This window comes from Wohlfahrtiimonas sp. XWW7 (genome assembly GCF_056716055.1).
Map to the genome: position 1 here is coordinate 2333374 of NZ_CP168032.1, position 18177 is coordinate 2351550.

16 protein-coding genes are annotated in these 18177 nt (G+C 37.7%); 7 read left to right on the plus strand and 9 right to left on the minus strand.

From position 1 onward, the window contains the following. Positions 1-83 precede the first annotated feature (83 nt). The 7 genes from ACA100_RS11200 to ACA100_RS11230 all read left to right on the plus strand — a co-directional run bounded on the left by ACA100_RS11200 (position 84) and on the right by ACA100_RS11230 (position 7263). The gene (locus ACA100_RS11200; RefSeq protein ID WP_481077787.1) at positions 84-782 is read left to right on the plus strand and encodes a hypothetical protein; all 699 of its coding nucleotides are present in this window, start codon (positions 84-86) and stop codon (positions 780-782) included. Between the two features lie 5 nt (positions 783-787). Then, on the plus strand, positions 788-1546 hold the full coding sequence (locus tag ACA100_RS11205) for an energy transducer TonB (protein ID WP_481077788.1): 759 nt from the start codon (positions 788-790) through the stop codon (positions 1544-1546). A gap of 21 nt (positions 1547-1567) precedes the next feature. Beyond that, positions 1568-2326: an ABC transporter ATP-binding protein gene (locus ACA100_RS11210; protein WP_481077789.1), complete on the plus strand. Its 759-nt coding sequence runs from the start codon at positions 1568-1570 to the stop codon at positions 2324-2326. Further along, entirely contained in the window at positions 2320-3309 is a 990-nt protein-coding gene (locus tag ACA100_RS11215; RefSeq protein ID WP_481077790.1) for a FecCD family ABC transporter permease, read from the plus strand. Before ACA100_RS11210 ends, ACA100_RS11215 begins: the two co-directional genes overlap by 7 nt. A 143-nt stretch (positions 3310-3452) precedes the next feature. Then, a complete protein-coding gene (locus tag ACA100_RS11220; RefSeq protein ID WP_481077791.1) occupies positions 3453-5381 on the plus strand; it encodes a TonB-dependent receptor in 1929 nt (642 codons plus the stop codon). Between the two features lie 79 nt (positions 5382-5460). Beyond that, positions 5461-6324, plus strand: a complete 864-nt coding sequence (locus tag ACA100_RS11225; RefSeq protein ID WP_481077792.1) for an ABC transporter substrate-binding protein — start codon at positions 5461-5463, stop codon at positions 6322-6324. A 45-nt stretch (positions 6325-6369) separates the two neighbouring features. Continuing rightward, entirely contained in the window at positions 6370-7263 is an 894-nt protein-coding gene (locus ACA100_RS11230) for a dihydrodipicolinate synthase family protein (RefSeq protein WP_481077793.1), read from the plus strand. On the opposite strand, the gene ruvX is transcribed toward ACA100_RS11230, so the two are convergent. The 9 genes from ruvX to lpxB all read right to left on the minus strand — a co-directional run bounded on the left by ruvX (position 7240) and on the right by lpxB (position 18172). Next, on the minus strand, positions 7240-7653 hold the full coding sequence (gene ruvX, locus ACA100_RS11235) for a Holliday junction resolvase RuvX (RefSeq protein WP_481077794.1): 414 nt from the start codon (positions 7651-7653) through the stop codon (positions 7240-7242). The genes ACA100_RS11230 and ruvX overlap by 24 nt on opposite strands. Before the next feature lie 101 nt (positions 7654-7754). Beyond that, the gene (purL, locus tag ACA100_RS11240; protein ID WP_481077795.1) at positions 7755-11663 is read right to left on the minus strand and encodes a phosphoribosylformylglycinamidine synthase; all 3909 of its coding nucleotides are present in this window, start codon (positions 11661-11663) and stop codon (positions 7755-7757) included. 106 nt (positions 11664-11769) lie between these two features. Continuing rightward, entirely contained in the window at positions 11770-12456 is a 687-nt protein-coding gene (gene tenA, locus ACA100_RS11245) for a thiaminase II (RefSeq protein ID WP_481077796.1), read from the minus strand. Between the two features lie 114 nt (positions 12457-12570). Then, the gene (gene brnQ, locus ACA100_RS11250) at positions 12571-13986 is read right to left on the minus strand and encodes a branched-chain amino acid transport system II carrier protein (RefSeq protein WP_481077797.1); all 1416 of its coding nucleotides are present in this window, start codon (positions 13984-13986) and stop codon (positions 12571-12573) included. 159 nt (positions 13987-14145) lie between these two features. Beyond that, on the minus strand, positions 14146-15159 hold the full coding sequence (locus tag ACA100_RS11255; protein ID WP_481077798.1) for a quinone-dependent dihydroorotate dehydrogenase: 1014 nt from the start codon (positions 15157-15159) through the stop codon (positions 14146-14148). Further along, positions 15156-15893 (minus strand): DNA repair protein RecO, encoded by a 738-nt coding sequence (gene recO, locus ACA100_RS11260; protein ID WP_481077799.1) that lies wholly within the window; start codon positions 15891-15893, stop codon positions 15156-15158. Before recO ends, ACA100_RS11255 begins: the two co-directional genes overlap by 4 nt. Before the next feature lie 2 nt (positions 15894-15895). Next, complete coding sequence (gene mlaD / locus ACA100_RS11265; RefSeq protein WP_481077800.1) at positions 15896-16351, minus strand: outer membrane lipid asymmetry maintenance protein MlaD; 456 nt, start codon at positions 16349-16351, stop codon at positions 15896-15898. 43 nt (positions 16352-16394) lie between these two features. Beyond that, positions 16395-17009 (minus strand): ribonuclease HII, encoded by a 615-nt coding sequence (rnhB, locus tag ACA100_RS11270; protein ID WP_481077801.1) that lies wholly within the window; start codon positions 17007-17009, stop codon positions 16395-16397. Further along, a complete protein-coding gene (gene lpxB / locus ACA100_RS11275) occupies positions 17009-18172 on the minus strand; it encodes a lipid-A-disaccharide synthase (protein WP_481077802.1) in 1164 nt (387 codons plus the stop codon). The genes rnhB and lpxB overlap by 1 nt, the downstream gene beginning before the upstream one ends. Between the last annotated feature and the right edge of the window lie 5 nt (positions 18173-18177).

An 18177-nucleotide genomic window follows, 5' to 3' on the forward strand; every position in this document is an offset into this window, starting at 1 on the left:
ACTGCTCGATCATTTTGGTGGAACAGTTGTACATTCTTCGTCTACAATGACAAATTCCAATAATAAATAGAAGAGTTGATACAGTGAAATATCGCAGCCCAAAATCAACAAAGAAATTTTCGCGCTTCATAGCTTTGTCCTTATGTGCATGGCTACTTTTAGGTTGTATCGCCGCGCTGATCGGCTTCTATTACCATTTTGAATTAAACTTCAAAACAAACTTCACACAAATCAATAGCTATTTGATCATCTATCAACAACGTACGTTGATTTTTTATTCAACTTTAGCTGCCATTGCATTATTTTTACTCATTATATATATAAGAATATTTTCATTAAATACTCATCAGTGGCCGAAAATCGTCTTAGCACTGATCCCCACAGTATTTGCTGCATCCTTAGCGATCTTAATCTTTAATATTGATCGCGTTGTTGTGGATATGAACATCCCTCTCAATAAAGGCATATTTGCGCTCAGAAAATATTTACAAAGCTTCTCTATTGAATCATTGAATCAAGCGATCACTTCTCTGCCTTACCAATTGAATTCTATTAAATTCCCTTTATACAGTGCGATTTATAGTTATCTTTTAATGTTTACAATAATGATATTGATCCCCATGCGTTTAAATTTGAATTTTTCTACCTTATGGAGAAAACTGAATGCATGCCTGACGATTCTATTCATCCTTGCATTTAGTTACAGCGCCTATCATCTTATAAACAACTTCCTGATCAATGATCCCTTCGCACCTTATGAGCAACTTTTACAACTTCGATGATTGTTATGAAAATTTTTAGCATCATTTTTGTCACATTATGCCATGCATTATTATTAATGACGCTGATTGGCGCAGAAACAGAATTGTTAATGGCGGACTTATCATCCGAAGGATTAACAGAATTGAATGTAGAACCAACGGCATTTAAGCCCCAATATCGACATCAAGATGATGCTTATGTCATTACTGTTGAGTTGAGTGATTGGACATATCCAACACTTACGCAGGAATCACCTATTGAAGCACTAAAAAGTACTACAGAAATTATTCCTGCGCCAATTTCCCAAGAGCCAAACCCTCCTGAAATCAAACCTGAGCCACTTATAAAACCCACACCAAAAGTCACAAAAAAGCCCATACAAAAACCAACAACATCAGTAAAACCTGCCAACAGTACACATAATCAAAAAGGTACAGGATCAGGCAATCGTAATGCCATTGGCAAAGGTACAGGAAAAAATGCGATCGATGGTCCAGCAGGTTTCGCTAATGGCAATAGCGATCAAACCATTCTTCGTAACATTCAGCGCTGCTATCCTTTGATTTCTCGTAGGCGCGGTGAACAAGGTTTAGCAATTGTGAGAATTCATGTGGATGCCAATGGTAACTCTACAAAAACAGAGATCATACAATCCACTAATTTTTCCCGTTTAGATAAATGTGCGATAGAATCGGTCAAATCATTAAAAGTCAAACCTAGCACTAAAAATGGTAGCAAAATACCTAGCTATTTTGATCAACCCATTCGCTTTCGTTTAAATTAACATAGATAAGGACCTTATTGTATGATCGCCCTTTCTGCTCACAATCTATCTGTTCATTCTGGCGATAAGATTCGCCTAAAAGATCTATCCATAGAGATTGAAGCAGGTAGCAGAGTTGCAATCATTGGACCCAATGGCGCAGGTAAAAGCACAGCATTACAAGCTTTGTTACAACTTATCCCCGCGCAATTCACTGATTTGATATATTTTGAGCAATCAGCACAATCATTATCTCGGAAAGCTTTAGCAAAATTAGTCGCTTATGTACCCCAAACTCATCCAACATTACATATCACTGTTTGGGATTGGTGTGTTTATGCACGCTTTCCTTATCAAAAACTAGGATTCTTTTTATCCCAAGATGAATTTAATGTGATTGAACATATCTTAGAAAGCACTCAGCTCATTCAATATAAAGATACACCATTGTCTCACTTAAGTGGTGGAGAAAGACAACGCGCCTTCATTGCAGGTGCATTATGCCAAGAAACACCCATCATTTTTTTGGATGAACCTACCAACTTTTTAGATCCCAAACAAGCTCACGAATTATTAACACTCATTCATGACACATCTGTGAATTTAAATAAAACCATCATCTCCGTCACACATGATGTGAACGAAGTCATGCACTATTTCACACACTGTTTAGCCATTAAAAATGGTCAACAATTATTTTATGGCAAAACTCAAGATGTCATTCACTCTGACAATCTATTTGACCTATATCATTATCGTTTTACAGAAGCCACAAGCGAGCAAGGAGTGATATTTTGGTAAAAACAACTTCTCATCGTTTGATATTCATTGCCTGCTTTGCATTCATCAGCATTGCAGCACTAATCATTACACCGTTTATTGGCATGGAAAATATTTCCCCAAAAATGTTATGGCAAGATTTGCCTGCCATTCATAATATTTTTTGGAACATTCGCGTGCCACGAGTGATGACAGCATGGCTGATCGGTGCGATGCTGGCATTATCTGGCATGGTTTTCCAAGCCATTTTACGCAATCCTTTAGCCGAACCATTTACGTTAGGCATTGCAAGCGGTAGCGCCTTAGGTGCTGCTATTTATATACACACAGGCATTACATTCTCTTTTTGGTTATTCTCAGGGTTATCTTTTGCAGCATTCATCGGCGCGACACTCATTACATTCCTAATTTACTCACTCAATAAAAATACTTTAGAATCTGTCTCTCGACTGCTATTAGTTGGCGTTATTTTAAGTTTTTTCTGTAGCAGTTTAGTGATGGTCATGCAAGCCATTGGCCGACCACAAGATAGTTATCGTTTAATGCAATGGATGATGGGCACAATTGCTAATGTGAGTTACCATGAAATCGGCTCATTACTCATTGTCATGTTCATCAGCACAATCACCATTGCACTATTCACGCCTAAATTGAATCTATTAAGCGCTGGCCATACCATTGCCATCACACGCGGCATTAATCCTGCCTATACATTTATCCCATTATTCTTTTTAGTGAGCTTAATGATGGGCACAATGATTGCCGTGAGCGGCCCTATTGGTTTTGTCGGCTTGGTTATCCCCCACATTGCCCGCCAACTCATTGGCCATGATCATCGATACTTGTGGCTCGCTGTCATTTTTCTAGGCGGTGGAATTTTAGTGCTGGCCGATCTTGCAGCGCGCTTACTATTTGCGCCCTCTGAATTGCCTGTTGGTGTTATTACAGCCTTACTTGGCGCACCTTTTTTCATCTTAATTTTAATCAAAGATAAAAAAAACTAATTCTTGTATAATCAAAAAAACCACAAAGGGGAAGAGAGTGAAATTCTCTCACGGACCCGCCATCGTAATGCTTTTAAGCTAAGTCGGAATACCTTTGTGCCACAACAATTATTAATTCCTCGCGGACTAGGACAAGGTGTTTTATGAAACTTACTCCATTATCTATGGCACTTGGTGCTATCTTTTTTGTTACGCCTTTCTCATTGGCACAATCAAGTGATGACAAACAAGGCGTGATGCAATCTTCCGAAAATAATGAAATTGTATTCACAGCAAACCGCACAGATCAAAAATTAGATACTGTTGGTTCAACCATCAATGTTATCTCTGAACAACAATTAGAAAATGCTCAATATCAACGTGTGAGTGATGCTTTATCTAGCGTGCCTGGCATCAATATTACTAGAAGTGGTGCTAATGGTCTTAGCAATGCTTTCATACGTGGTATGAATAGTGACAATATTTTAGTCATGATTGATGGCGTGATCGTGAATGATCCTTCAAATACAGGTCGTGGTTTTGATTTCAGTACGTTAGATACTTTAAACGTGGAACGCATCGAAGTATTAAAAGGCCCACAAAGCACTTTGTATGGCTCTAGTGCAACAGCTGGTGTTATTCAAATTTTTACGAAAAAAGGTGGACCACAACGCACAACTGTGACATTAGAAGGTGGCAGTTATGAACATGTTAAAACAACCGTCCAAACTCAAGGCCAAACAGATACTTTAATGTATTCCTTGGCTCTAGGTCTAAATCAGGAACATGGTATTTCAACAGCTGATAAAAAATTGGGGAATACAGAACGTGATCGCTTTAAAAGTCGCAATGGCTCATTTTATGTGAACTATGCACCTTTAGATTGGATCAACTTTGACTTAATGGCTCGCTATGATCAACAACGTACAGATTTAGATAATGCTTATGGCTATTATCCAGAATTAAATATATACGGACCAAAAGATGATCTTAATTACTATCAAGAATCTAAACGCTGGTTAGGTCGATTTGCCATCAATACTATTCTCTTCGATGAAAAATGGTTAAGTTCTATCATTTATGATATCAGCCAAACAAAGCGTAATTATTATAATGAATCCTTTTCTAAATCTGGTCAAAGCGAATATCAAGGAAAACAGGATACTTATACATGGCAAAACACTTTGACCTTAGATCCTAATTTCCAAACATTATTTGGTGCATCTTACAGCAGAGAGAGACTCACCCAAACAGGTCTTGATCATAAGAAAAATATTAACACAAAGAGCTTCTACATTGATCAACACTTAAATTTTAGTGATAAATTCTTTAATACTGTGGGTTTACGCCATGAAAAGAATTCTCAATTTGGTGATAAAACGACATATCGTTTAACTTCTCGTTATAACATCAATAATTATGTAGCAGTTAAAGGAAGCTATGGTACAGGCTTTAAAGCACCAACATTATATAATTTATATATGCCTAAAGATGATTGGGGGAATAAAGGAAATCCTCATCTAAAAGCTGAAACAAGTAAAGGTTTTGACATCGGTTTAGTATTGAATCCGATTGATAATACAGAAATTAATATCACTTATTTCCAACAAAAAATTGACAATAGAATCACATGGGTTTCAGACCCAATTACGTGGGCTGGTACCTATGAAAATAAAGACCATTCCAAATTTAAAGGCATGGAATTCTCAAGCAATACTCAACTCAATGATCAATTAGCATTTGGGCTAAATTACACTTATACAGAAGCTCGTGATTATAAAATTGAAAATAATATCAAAACCAGCACGAAAGCAAACCGTGTACCAAAGCACATGGTTGGTGGACATATTAATTTTAAACCAACTGAGCAGTGGAATTTATTTGCTGAAGCAAAATACAACGGCACCGTTTTAGATGGCGAAAGAAACCTAAAACCATATTGGATGGTTAACTTAGCAACTGATTACAAAATCAATGATGATGTCAGCATCTATGCACGCGTGAACAATCTTTTAGACAAAGATTATTATACCATTTGGGGCTATGGCCAAAAACGCATCAATGGTGCAATTGGTGTCAAAATCTCATTCTAAATTAAAGTAATATCAGTAAAAAAGAGGGTTCTGCCCTCTTTTTTAATCTTGCGAGATTTCATAAGGTTACAACTTTACAATGAAAAAACTCTTATCTTTATTTGTCATTTCTACTTCATTATTAAGTACATCTGCATTGGCAGTGAATGAAAAATGTCAGCGCATTATCTCTTTATCACCCACCATTACAGATACATTGTTATCATTGGGATTAGAAGAAAATATTGTGGCTGGTACTCGCTATGATCGATTACCCAAAAATAGTTCTATTCAACAAATTGGTGGCATGTTAGATCCCAACTATGAAGCCATCACCCTACTTTCTCCCACAATTATTTTTGCGGACATTACTGAAGATAGCCCACAAAAGCGCCGTCTAGATACTTTAAAATTAGATACAGAACTACTCACGTTCAATTCAATTAAAGATATACAGCAGTCATTGCAAGCCATTGGCGATATTTGTGGCATAGAAACACAGGCTGAATATAAATTAACTGAACTCAATCAAGCCATCGAAACCATTCAACTCAAAAATCATTCACCGAAAGTACTGATGTTTTATGCATATGAAGGTGATGATCATCTCAATCAATTACCACAACGCGCAGCAGGTAAAAGCTTCCACCAAGATATTTTAGAGGCTATTGGCGGGCAAAATGCCTATCAAGGTAAACTGAATGCACCAATCATGTCACAAGAAGGCATTTTGATGTTGAATCCTGACATTATTTTGTTATTACAAGGAGATCAAGCCAAAGAGTTGGATGATACAAGAACAATCACCATAGAGCGCATTCAGCCCAATTGGCGTGCTTTACAGAACCTCTCTGCCATTCAAAATGGCAAAGTGTATCTTATGAAAGGTGAGCCAACATTTATTGCCAGCCCAGATGCAGTAATCGCAACACTCAAAAGCCTCTATACTGTGTTATCACAATAATGATATAACTTAAATCATAACCATGATTAATTGTGAGGAATCAACATGAAACAGACACTATCAGCTTTTCCGTTAACGCCTTTAAAGGATGACGACATTGATCTTGCATCATTTTCAAAATTATTACACAGATTGGTAGATGCTAAGGTTGATTCCATCAGTATTTTAGGTTCCACAGGATGCTATCCATATTTGGATCGATCATCTAAACAAAAAGCCATCCAAGCTGCTGTTGAGCAATCTAACGGTATTCCTATCATGGTTGGGATTGGCAGCTTAACCACAAAAGATGTACTAAATAATGCCAAAGATGCACAGAAACTCGGAGCATCTAGCATTATGCTGGCCCCTGTCTCTTACCATAAACTCACAGAGGATGATGTTTTTACACTTTTTAAAACTGTCGCTCATGAAGTTTCGCTGCCCATTTGTTTATACGATAATCCCAGCACAACTAACTTCACATTTTCTGATGATTTATATGCGAGAATCGCACAGCTTCCCAATATAGATTCACTCAAAATTCCTGGCATCGCTCAAGATCTAGAGATTTCTAAACAGAGGATTAATACTTTAAGATCCTTGTTACCTAAACATATCAAAATCGGTGTCAGCGCTGATAGTTCTGCTGCTTGGGGAATTTTGGCAGGCGCTGATATTTGGTATTCAGCTACAGCTGGCTTATTACCAACCATAATCCAAAAAATATTCCATGCCGCCCAAAAAGGTGATATCAAAGCAGCTGAGCAGCTAACCAATGATATGCAACCTTTATGGTCATTGGTTGTTCAATATCAAGGTAGTGTACGTTGTATTGCCGCGATGGCTGAAATATTAGGATTGGTTCAATCACCTTGCTTGCCAGATCCAATTCACCCCATTAATGCTGAAGCCATCGATAAACTAAAGGCATTTTTAAAAGATCAAGCCATCATTTAAATAGCGCTCCACAATAATTGCCGCAGAATGGGCATCCAATTGCCCTTTCTTGCCTTTTTTGGATGGCTTCATATATTGCTCACTTTCTTTAGATGATAAGCGTTCATCCACTTCTTCGACGGGCAAACCAAACCGCCCATGCAAACGATTCATAAATTTACGGATCTTTCTCATGTGCTCAGTTTCCGTACCATCTGCGGTATATGGCATGCCAACTACCAATAATGTCGGCGTCCATTCTTGGATGTGTTTTTCAACTTCATCCCAATCAGGTTGACCTTCATTGGCTTTTAAAATAGCAATGGGTTGTGCTGTATTGGTTAAACGATTACCCACAGCCAAACCAATATTTTTCACACCAAAATCAAAACCCAATACTATTTCTTCCATATTTTCCTAAACCTCAACGAATTAACATTTTTTATTGTATGAATAAAAAGACCCTGCCACAAGGCAGAGTCTTCTTTATATTCAAATGAGAGAACTAATAATTAGTTAAATGATTTACGTGCATTAGCAAACATTCTGTACCAACCACTGAACTCTTCATTCCATTCCTCAGGCTTCCAACTTAACTGATCACGTTTATAAACACGTTCAGGATGTGGCATCATGATTGTTGCACGGCCATCTTTCGATGTTAAGCCTGCGATCGCATTTGGTGAACCGTTAGGATTCAATGGATAACGATCTGTGACTTGCCCTAAACCATCCACATAACGTAACGCAACATCTACCTGATCAATATCACCAGCTTGGAACACAGCTTGACCTTCACCGTGACTGACCACGATCGGCATCACTGAGCCTTCCATGCCTGATAAGAAAATTGAAGGTGATTTTGGCACTTCAACCAATGATAAACGTGCTTCAAATTGCTCTGAATTGTTACGTTCAAAACGAGCCCAATGCTCAGCACCTGGAATAATTGCAGCCAACTGACTCATCATCTGACAACCGTTACAAACACCCAAGCTTAATGTGTCTTCACGTTCAAAGAATGATGCAAAATGCGCATGCAATTGCTGATGGAACAATATTGATTTTGCCCAACCTTGACCTGCACCTAAAACGTCACCATAACTGAAACCGCCGCAAGCAACCAATGCTTGGAAATCTTCCAAAGAAACACGACCAGCGATTAAATCGCTCATGTGAACATCTTGTGCCTCAAATCCTGCACGATGGAATGCTGCCGCCATTTCAACATGACCATTTACACCTTGCTCACGCAATACAGCAATGCGTGGTTGTGCGCCTTTATTAATATATGGCGCTGCAATATCTTCGTTCACATCGAACGTTGTTTTCGCAAATAATTTTTTCAAATCAGGTTCAACGATCAATTGGAATTCACTATCTGCTGAAGCTGGATTATCACGTAAACGCTGCATGTGATAGCTCACTTCCGACCAAGCTTTCTGTAATGCGATGCCTTGCTCATTCAAGATTGATTGACCATTTGCAGAAACTGCCAATGCATAATCATCTGAAATCTGACCAATTGCATGAACCAAATGCTCGATACCAAATGATTTCGCTAAATCAGTTAAAGTTGATACAAAGCGATTGTCCACTTGTAATACAGCACCCAACTCTTCATTGAATAATGCTCTGACAACTGATTCATGTGCAGAAAATTCTGCTTGTGCTGCCAATACAGAAGTTAAATCTAATGTTGCGCCTTTTTGTGCTGCAAACATCATTTCTGCAATCGTTGAAACCAAACCACCATCACCACGATCGTGATAAGCCAAAATTTGATCATTGGCAATCATTGTTTGCATCAATTGGAAGAAACCATCTAAATCAGCGCTATCAATATCAGGAGAAACATCAGACAATTCACCATTCACTTGCGTCAACGCAGAACCACCCAAACGACCATTACCATTACCTAAATCAATTAAGAACAGCGTGCTGTCTTTTACATTTTGCAATTCTGGCGTGATTGTTTTGCGGATATTTTCAATCGATGCAAATGCAGTGATCACCAATGATAATGGTGCTGTGACTGATTTTTTCTCGCCATTATCTTCCCAAACTGTATTCATTGACAATGAATCTTTGCCTACAGGAATGGATAATGACAATGATTGACAAAAGTTAGAAACAGATTCCACTGTGCGATACAGCTTCTCATCTTCCCCTTCTAAACCACAAGGTGCCATCCAGTTGGCAGACAATTTGATTTTATTCATCTTGCCAATGTTTGTTGCTGCAATATTTGTGATTGCCTCACCCACAGCCATACGACCTGATGCTGCTGCATCAAACAATGCTAATGGCGCTTTTTCACCCATTGTCATTGCTTCACCATGTAATGTATCAAAGCCCATTGCTGTTACAGCAACGTCTGATACTGGCACTTGGTAAGGGCCAACCATCTGATCTTGATAAGTCAAACCGCCTACAGTACGATCACCAATGGTGATTAAGAAGCTCTTATTTGCAACTGTTGGCAAGCGCAATACATTGTATGTGCTTTCCACTAAATCAATCTTATCTGCGTTGAATGCAACAATTGGACTTTCTACAGTATGATCTGTGCGTGTTGTTTTTGGTGGCTTGCCCAATAATACATCCAATGGTAAATCCACTGGCTCATTATCAAACAACTCATCTTTAACTTTTAATAAGCCATCATCTGTCGCTGTACCCACAATTGAGAATGGGCAGCGTTCACGTTCACACAATACACGGAAACGATCCAAATCTTCTGGCAAAATTGCTAAAACATAGCGTTCTTGCGCTTCGTTACACCAGATCTCCATTGGACTTAAACCTTCTTCTTCCAAATGGATTGCACGAAGATTAAAGATTGCGCTTCTGCCTGAATCATTCACTAATTCGGGGAATGCATTGGATAAACCGCCTGCGCCCACATCATGAATAGAGATGATTGGATTTGCATCACCTAACTGCCAGCAACGATCAATCACTTCTTGTGCACGATGCTCGATTTCAGGGTTACCACGTTGTACTGAGTCAAAGTCTAGATCTGCGCTATTCGCACCTGTTTCCATACTAGAAGCAGCACCGCCACCTAAGCCGATCAATAAACCAGGCCCGCCCAATTGAATTAACAAAGCACCTGCTGGGAAAATACCTTTTTCCACTTGCTTCGCTTGGATATTGCCTAAACCACCTGCGATCATGATTGGCTTATGATAACCGCGCACTTTACCTTGATAAGGTGCTTCAAACGTACGGAAATAACCCAATAAGTTTGGACGACCAAATTCATTATTAAATGCCGCGCCGCCCAATGGACCATCCATCATAATGTCAAATGCACTGCTGATGCGGTCTGGCTTACCATAACCATTCGCATCATACTGTTCCCATGATTGAACATAGTTAGGAATCTGCAAGTTAGAAACACTGAAACCTGTCAAACCTGCTTTTGGACGTGCACCGCGACCTGTTGCGCCTTCGTCACGGATTTCACCACCTGCGCCAGTTGATGCACCTGCAAATGGAGAAATAGCTGTCGGATGGTTATGTGTTTCCACCTTCATCACAATGTGTGTGAGTTCTTCATTATAGTTATAAACACAGTTTTGTGATGTTGGGTAAAAACGAGGAATTGTATAACCTTCAATGATTGAAGAGTTATCACTATAAGCAACAATTGTGCCTTCAGGCGTTTTCGCATGGGTGTCTCTAATCATTCTGAATAATGATTTAGGTTGCTGAACACCATTTAACACAAAGTCTGCATTGAAAATTTTATGACGGCAATGTTCTGAGTTTGCTTGCGCGAACATCATTAACTCAACATCAGTTGGGTTTCTACCCAATTTTTGATAGTTTTCGTATAAATATTCAATTTCATCTTCAGACAGTGCGAAACCAAATGTTTTATTCGCAACAACAAGCGCTTCACTCCCTTGACCTAAAATATCAATCGATTCAAATGTACGTGCTTCTGTATGATGGAATAACTGCTCTGCATCTTTAAATGACGTCAATAAAGATTCTGTCATTCTGTCATACAATAATGATGACCAAGATTGTAATTCAGCGTCCGATAAATCGCCCTTCAAAACAAATGCAATTCCACGCTCAATGCGAGAAATATCATCAAAGCCACAATTGTGTACGATATCTGTAGCTTTAGAAGCCCAAGATGAAATCGTGCCAATGCGAGGAGTAACTAAGAAGAGATGTTCGCTAGAAGATAGCTGAGGAGGAGTTGTTTCAGTGGCTGTTAGAATAGCCGAGAGAGATGCTACAGAGGATGAATCTAAAGGTTGTTTACTTTCTATGAAATACCAATAAGTTGCGGTGATATTAATATCAGGTGGTAAGCCTAATCTTGCCGCATTTTGCCTTAACTTATCCAATCTAAAGTCGGAAAGCGCCAGTGAACCACATAAAGAAATAATCGAGGACATTACATTACTCTCAAATAAAGATGGTCAGAGAAGCGCAATATCATACCCTACTTCTCCATCGAAAAAAACTGCCGATTATAAAATACTGAATGAATATTTATAAAAATCACACCTTAACAGGCACATCCCACATAGAAATGTTTTCTGCCATATCCCAGAACATATATTCGTAATAACTTGTATTAACAACAATATTTTCTAACTTTCTCTTCAATTCTGGTGATGCTGTTTCACCAATACGATCAATCAATTGAATACACTTTTCAGCCAATGCTGTAAATTCTGCTGAAGAATAAGTATTCACCCAATCACCATATAATTCATGTTCTTTGGATGCTGGATTTTCCGCTAATGCTTTTCCGATATAGTTATAACTCCAAGCACATGCCAATACTGCTGCAATCGTACTTTCAACGCCGCCCAAAGATGCTTGGCTTAACATATAACTTGTGTATGATGTCATTGTCGCTGAAGGCTCCGTTGTTTCTAGCTCTTCCGCTGAAATCCCGAATTTTGCAGCATATTGACGATGCAAATCCATTTCAAAACTCAATGTGCCATGCAATAATTCACCAAATAAGCCCATTGTTACTAGATCATTTGCTTTAGATGCACCGATTGCAAATAAACGAGAATATTCGATTAAATAAATATAATCTTGCTTCATATAATGGATAAACTTTGCTGTATCCAAAGTACCATCACCAATGCCTTTGACAAAAGGATGCGTTAAATATGATTGCCACAATGGCTCTACTCGATTAAAAATCTGCTGGCTAAAAGAAATAGTCATTCCGATTCCTTACATCAATTCATTAATAAAATATTAAATAATCAAATTTTCATACATAATAAAAATCCGCATTTGACTGCGGATTTTATCTTAACTCATATCAAATGATATATATTATTTTGCCATCTCTTTACGAGTTTTCTTCAATAAAATATTATTGTTCAAATGCACTGCAACTAAGAATGCGATTACGCCAGGTACAACCCAGCCCATAGAAATATCATTCAATGGTAACATTTTCACAAAACCTGCTGTTGGGAAGAATACTGTAGAAATGCTCACAAACAATACAACATAAGTTGTGATCTGCAATTCAATTCTATCCAATGGCACCAATAATTTATCAATGAAAATTAAAACAATTAAAGTAATTGTGATTGGATAAACAATCAACAATACAGGAATTGCACCTTTAATGATTTGTGCTAAACCTTGGTTAGCTAAACCAAAACTGATCAAAGTAAAGATGATCGCAAATTGCTTATAAGAAATCTTTGGCAATAAACCATGAAAATAACTACTGATTGATACGATCAAACCAATTGCTGTTGTTAAACATGCCAAGCCAACAATCACACCCAAAACAACTTTACCAACACTGCCCATTGTTAAATAAGCAACTTCAGTCAAAATGAATGTACCACGATCTTGTCCTGTTGCCGCCAATGCTGCTTCATCAATTGGAAAGTGATTACCGATCCAACCTAATGACATATAAATAATCCCCAATGCAACGCCTGCAATTAATGCAGCATATGAAGAATATTTAAATAGATCTTTCTGGTTATCAATGCCATAAGCTCGTACGGCTTTCAATACAATGATTGAGAATGCAACGGCTGCAATCGTATCCATCGTTTGGTAACCTTCTACGAAACCTTTAGCAAAAGGAGCTAATTTATATGCATCATCCACATCCACAATCGCAGTATCTAATTTAGCAAATGAGATAATGATTAAAATAACCATTGTCACTAATAAAGCTGGCGTTAAAATTTGTCCAACGCGATCAACGATTTTAGTTGGGTTATAACTCAACCAAAATGCTGCCGCAAAAAATACAACTGTATAAAAGAAAAGCCCAACTTTACCCACCATGTTTAATGCTGTTACAGATGCATCATTCGCATAAAAAGTGGCCTTCAAACCTTCTGCAACACTTAAGAATAAAGAGTGTAAAACACCACCATCTGCTTTAATTAGTGGCACTAATGCCATTTCATATGACACTGTTGCTGTTCTTGGAATGGCAAAAAATGGTCCAATGGTTAGATAAATCGCAACCATGAAAATAACAGAAAAAACGACACTAATGCGTTTAGTTTCTGTAATGAATCCTTCTTCAGAGAAAGAGCCCGCGATGATACCGAGAAGTGGTAAACCAACACCTGTGATAACAAAGCCGATAATTGCAGGGCCAAATGCGTCCCCACTCAACCACCCTGCATTGGGTGGGAATATTAAGTTTCCTGCGCCAAAGAAAATGGCGAACAACATGAACCCAATGGCTGTAATTTTTCTAACCGTCATAGTACTCTCTAATTTTTCAATTTAGTCAATATTTATTAAGATCGTCTTGGATAAAGACACTGTTTACTTTTGATAAACATAATAGGAAAACCTTTTGGGTATATTAATAAATATCACGAAATATTAGAGAGCTCAAGTTAAAGCCATTTAAAAAATCGTTTATGATTGATAATCAATCAATTCTTCATTGACATCTTCAATTAATTCCATGCCACCATAAATAAAGCCAGAATAGATTTGAACGAGCTTAGCGCCTGCTTTTAATTTCTCTACTGCATCTTCACCTTCCATAATTCCGCCTGCTGCAATCACAGGAATAGATGAAGGCAAGTTTTCAGTCAATACTTTGACAACTTGCGTTGCTTTTTCTGTTAATGGTCCGCCACTTAATCCACCCGCTTCATCAGCATTTTCTAAACCTTGTACTTCCGCGCGGCTCAATGTGGTATTCGTTGCAATTACGCCATCTAATTGCACCGCTTTAATCACTTCTATGGATTCTAATAATTCCTCTTCGCTCATATCTGGTGCTAATTTCACCACCAACGGCGTATATTTTTTATGTTGATCCGCTAATACAGTTTGTGCTGACTTTAATGTTTCTAACAGCTGCTGTAACTGATCTTTCCCTTGTAAAGAACGTAGATTTTTCGTATTCGGAGAAGAAATATTGATCGTAATATAATCCGCTAATTGATAAGCTTTTGTTAAACAAATTAGATAATCATCTGTTGCTTTATTAATCGGTGTTACAGCATTTTTACCAATATTCACACCAATCAATGGCCCACCTGAATTATTTAAGCGATATTCTTCTAAATTTTTTAATAGATAATCAATCCCTTTATTATTGAATCCCATACGATTAATGATCGCTTTTTTCTCTGGAATTCTAAACATTCTTGGCTTAGGATTACCCGATTGTGGCAATGGTGTCACAGTACCAATTTCCACAAAACCAAAACCCATTTTTGCCCATGCCGACAATGCTTCACCATTTTTATCTAAACCCGCAGCGAGCCCAACTTTATTTCTAAAGGTTAAGCCTAATACTTCTGTTGGATCATCTTGCAAAGTTTGTTGCACGGGCAACAATGGCAGTGTTGCAATCGCTATATTATGCGCTGTTTCAGCAGGAATGGTTAATAAAAGTTTGCGGGCAAAATCCATCATGAGGAACTCCTTTTCTCTCGTTCTTGCTGTCTTAAATGTAAGGATTGTAACCAAACCTTTGATTGCAAAGGCTGATTACCTAATAAGGGCTGTAATAAATAACGCATCATGCGTTTATAAATCAACAGTAATTCTTTATCAATGAGCTGATGATCATTATTATCTGTAATCTCATTAATTAATAATATATTCTTTCCCAAAATCGGAAAGACATGGGTTTTAGTTTTAAATTTACTAAAACCATTTTCTACACATAAATGATAAAGCAGATTGTCCACAAAGCCATCGCCATCACTATCTGTCCATAAATCTGGCATTACGCCCAATGACTCCAAAAGCGTTCGTTCAAAACAACGTAACATCCACTCTTGTAAGACATTATCGCCAAACTCCAACGTTTTAATCGCACGCCAGTAATGTGTGAACAATGCTGAATCTGCATGATTTTTAGACAATAATCGTATTAACAATTCATTCAAATAATAACCTGACCAGATATTCAAACCTTGAATTGAAGAGGATTGTACTGCGTCGTAATCATCAGAGAAATAGAAAACTTTACCTTCTTTGAGATGCCATTTCCCCAATTGAAAAATCTGATCTGAATATTTATTTTTATGTGATCGATTAACTAAAACTGAAATTTTTCCATGGCACTCAGTAAAAAGATCGAGTAAAACTCGATCTTCTTGGTATGCTGTTTTTTTTAATAAAACACCTAAGGTTTCTGCCACAATTAATCTTTATTACCCATAGAAGTTAAAAATTGACCAATCAATCGCTCTATGACAATGGCTGATTGCGTCAACTTAATTGAATCACCATTCTCTAATGGCATTGGCGCACCGCCAGGATCAAGAGCCACATATTGTTCACCCACTAAACCAGCTGTATAGATCATCGCAATGCTATCTTTAGGAATTTCGTACTTTTCATCTAAACGCATCTCAACGATTGCTTTAAAATCTGCAGGATCCAACGAAATATGTGATACACGACCAACACGCACACCACCAATCATAACTGGCGCTTTAATTTTTAAAGAGCCTACATTATCAAAACCTGCTGATACAGTGATCTGCTTACTAAAACGGCCATCCGTACTACTTGCTGTAAGTGCGAGCCATATCAAAGCAACAACACCAAAAATCACAAATAGACCGACAACAAAATTCATTACTCGCATATTCATAATGCTCTCACTTTTACAAAATCTTAATTATTCTACTACTTTTCTATTGTTTATGCATTGCCAAAGCTTTTTGAATCGGTGCAAAACTTCGACGATGCGTTGCTAGCACACCTAATTGTTCAATTGCTTCCATATGTGCTTTAGTTCCGTAACCTTTATGCTTCGCAAAACCATATTCAGGATAAGCTTTATCTAATTCGATCATAGATAGATCACGTGCCGTTTTTGCTAAAATACTCGCAGCACTAATTTCTTCGTGCAATAAATCACCTTTAACAATCATTTCACACTGATATTGGATGCCAAATTTAGGATTTTGATTACCATCCACACGAACTAATTGCGGTGCAATTGCTAACCCCTCAACAGCTCTTCTCATAGCTAAAAATGTCGCTTGTAGGATATTTAATTGATCAATTTCATCAACTGATGCAGAGGCAATGCACCATGCTTTTGCTTTTTGCTTAATCTCTTCAGCGATGACATAACGCTTTTTTTCAGAGATTTTTTTAGAATCCGTTAAACCAACAATGCCATGATCAATCTCTAAAATAACAGCTGCAGCATACACATCACCACATAATGGGCCTCGCCCTGCTTCATCTACACCAGCAATAAGTTGAATATCATCGTCTGTAGAAAATAAATCTATTTGCATTAAATTGAATTCACAAGTTTATTAATAACGGCTTGAGCTGCTGCTTTATCTGCATTTAATCGTAAAGATTCATGCACTTTTAAATATTCATCCATCAAAATAGGATCATTCACTTTTCTAAAAGCATCTTGAACCATGGGCGCTAAACGCTCTGCAGAAACATCCTCCTGAAACACTTCGGGCACCAACTCTTTCTTAGCCAAAATATTAGGCAATGAGAAAAAAGGCGTTCGTACAACTTTTTTTGCAATATATGCAGTAACAGAAGAGAATTTATAAGCAACCACCATTGGTTTTTTCAGCAACATGGCTTCCAATGTAGCAGTACCTGATGCTAATAACACAACGTCAGATGCTTCCATTGCCAAACGAGAATCACCTTTGAGTATTAAAAAGGCATTGGCATAAATCTCTGGCAGTGCACTCACTTCTTTCTGAATTAAACCATATAAATGATCTGTTGCAGCTGGAATAACAACCGAAATGGTTGGATTTTTTTCTAATAATAATTGTGCGGTTTGGACAAAGATTTTCAATAACCTTGAAACTTCACTCACTCGGCTGCCTGGTAAAAGTGCTAATATTTTTCTTTGATTAGGTAATCCTAATGATTCTCTAGCTTTTACAGAATCAGGCTCTAAAGGAATTTCATCCGCCAAACGATGCCCAACACAAGCAGCATCCATTTTATGCTTTGTATACAAATCCACTTCAAATGGAAATAAACACAAAACTTTATCCACTGATTTTTTAATTGTAAAAATACGTTTCTCACGCCACACCCAAATGGATGGCGACACATAATGAAATGTTGTAATACCAATTTGCTTAACAGAATGGGCAACTTTTAAATTAAAATCAGGGGAATCGATACCAATAAAAGCAACGGGCATTCTATTTTCAGCTTCCTTCACCAATTGCATTTTTAAACGCAATAACTTAGGTAAATGAATTAACACTTCAAATAAACCCATAACAGATAGCGTTTCTATGGGCGCAAGGCTTTCAAAACCTTCAGCAATCATCAAAGGACCGCCCACACCAAAAAATTCGGCGTGGGGGAATTCTTCCTTCAATGCTTTAATTAATCCTGCACCTAAAATATCACCAGATAATTCACCAGCAACAATCATAAATGTCGGGGACGATGATATTTCTTTCACACAGA

What these genes read in the sequence shown, in the direction of transcription:
- ACA100_RS11205 (WP_481077788.1), top strand. Translation starts at nt 788, where the DNA reads ATGAAAATTTTTAGCATCATTTTTGTCACATTATGCCATGCATTATTA.
- ACA100_RS11210 (WP_481077789.1), top strand. Translation starts at nt 1,568, where the DNA reads ATGATCGCCCTTTCTGCTCACAATCTATCTGTTCATTCTGGCGATAAG.
- ACA100_RS11220 (WP_481077791.1), top strand. Translation starts at nt 3,453, where the DNA reads ATGAAACTTACTCCATTATCTATGGCACTTGGTGCTATCTTTTTTGTT.
- ACA100_RS11225 (WP_481077792.1), top strand. Translation starts at nt 5,461, where the DNA reads ATGAAAAAACTCTTATCTTTATTTGTCATTTCTACTTCATTATTAAGT.
- ACA100_RS11230 (WP_481077793.1), top strand. Translation starts at nt 6,370, where the DNA reads ATGAAACAGACACTATCAGCTTTTCCGTTAACGCCTTTAAAGGATGAC.
- ruvX (WP_481077794.1), bottom strand. Translation starts at nt 7,653, where the DNA reads ATGGAAGAAATAGTATTGGGTTTTGATTTTGGTGTGAAAAATATTGGT.
- purL (WP_481077795.1), bottom strand. Translation starts at nt 11,663, where the DNA reads ATGTCCTCGATTATTTCTTTATGTGGTTCACTGGCGCTTTCCGACTTT.
- tenA (WP_481077796.1), bottom strand. Translation starts at nt 12,456, where the DNA reads ATGACTATTTCTTTTAGCCAGCAGATTTTTAATCGAGTAGAGCCATTG.
- brnQ (WP_481077797.1), bottom strand. Translation starts at nt 13,986, where the DNA reads ATGACGGTTAGAAAAATTACAGCCATTGGGTTCATGTTGTTCGCCATT.
- ACA100_RS11255 (WP_481077798.1), bottom strand. Translation starts at nt 15,159, where the DNA reads ATGATGGATTTTGCCCGCAAACTTTTATTAACCATTCCTGCTGAAACA.
- mlaD (WP_481077800.1), bottom strand. Translation starts at nt 16,351, where the DNA reads ATGAATATGCGAGTAATGAATTTTGTTGTCGGTCTATTTGTGATTTTT.
- rnhB (WP_481077801.1), bottom strand. Translation starts at nt 17,009, where the DNA reads ATGCAAATAGATTTATTTTCTACAGACGATGATATTCAACTTATTGCT.